Here is a 1,307-nt window from a genome sequence, read left to right on the forward strand (position 1 = left end):
TTTTACCCGAAGGTAGTGTGCTAACCGCAAGGAGGCAGCTAACCACGGTAGGGTCAGCGACTGGGGTGAAGTCGTAACAAGGTAGCCGTAGGGGAACCTGCGGCTGGATCACCTCCTTTCTAAGGAAGCTGTGGAATTGGTAAGACGCCTGGCCTGATCTTCGGATCAACCCAGGATGARCCTTCCCGTGCTTTTTAGAACATAGATGGCACCAGTCAGGTGACCATCGAAACGTAATACGCCGCAGAGACTTTTGTCCTGACGGTATGGCGAGCTGCGCCGTCCACGTTTCTCTTTCTTCATGAAGACAAAAAACCGCGCTTGTCCGGCTTGTGCTGGACCGGTTCCCGAATGGGCCCGTAGCTCAGTTGGTTAGAGCACACGCTTGATAAGCGTGGGGTCGGAAGTTCAAGTCTTCCCGGGCCCACCATTTGCATTTGCGAATGATGGCCAGGGAATTGATTGGAATGGCTGGCGCGGATTGTTGCCGAACCTGGATTAATCTCCGGGTGATCGAGCTGGAGGGGCTGTAGCTCAGCTGGGAGAGCACCTGCTTTGCAAGCAGGGGGTCAGCGGTTCGATCCCGCTCAGCTCCACCAAATCGATTGGTGTCGAGACTGACGGCAGCAACGTAGCGCAAGGCGCGTCGCCAATCGTTTGGCGCCCCCGYGGAGCGCCTGCGGCGCGTGAGCGATAAAGTGTCTTCTGGAGAAAAACAAAGTTTGCATCGACTTTAAGTCAGATGCCTGTTCTGCATATATCGTGAAGAGAAGATTGATCTGGAGGCTTCCAGGTGTTTTGCACAATCCCATGGATTGCGCGAGATGTCCGAGCCCAGTTCTGTTGAAACCAAGGATGGCTTAGTCGGCCGGATCTGGTGGAGGGACTGGAGGTAGGAAGGAAGCCTGTCATGAGGATTGACCATTGTTCGGTGCCTTTTGGTGCTGTCTGATGGCTGGTCTGATTACCGTTGCCTGACCGCGCGGTACCGGATTTAATCTCGAGAAGCTGGTCTTAAAGATCCGGCCCAAGCGAGCTGCTCGGCGTAGCTCCAATAAAGGGACCGGATCGAACACGTCGATGGCATTGTTGGATTGACTGGGTTGTAAAAGGTAACCCGGTCTGTTGCCGTTTCCTTCGGGATGCGGGCAACGAGATGATGAGCATTGGCAATGAGAACGATTAAGTGTCGTAAGGGCATTTGGTGGATGCCTTGGCATGCACAGGCGATGAAGGACGTGATACGCTGCGAAAAGCCGTGGGGAGCTGCGAATAAGCTTTGATCCATGGATCTCCGAATGGGGCAA

The 1,307-nt window shown here is 54.4% G+C and carries 2 tRNA genes and 2 rRNA genes; all 4 read left to right on the forward strand.

Features of this window, described 5'->3' with window-relative positions:
- Positions 1-119 (forward strand): 16S ribosomal RNA (locus tag AC1DPR_RS31985); the annotation flags it as partial.
- A gap of 234 nt (positions 120-353) precedes the next feature.
- Positions 354-430: transfer RNA gene (locus AC1DPR_RS31990), tRNA-Ile, on the forward strand.
- A 93-nt stretch (positions 431-523) separates the two neighbouring features.
- A tRNA-Ala gene (locus tag AC1DPR_RS31995) sits at positions 524-599 on the forward strand.
- Between the two features lie 581 nt (positions 600-1,180).
- Positions 1,181-1,307 (forward strand): 23S ribosomal RNA (locus tag AC1DPR_RS32000); the annotation flags it as partial.

It is taken from the genome of Rhizobium sp. 01T417 (assembly GCF_056398905.1).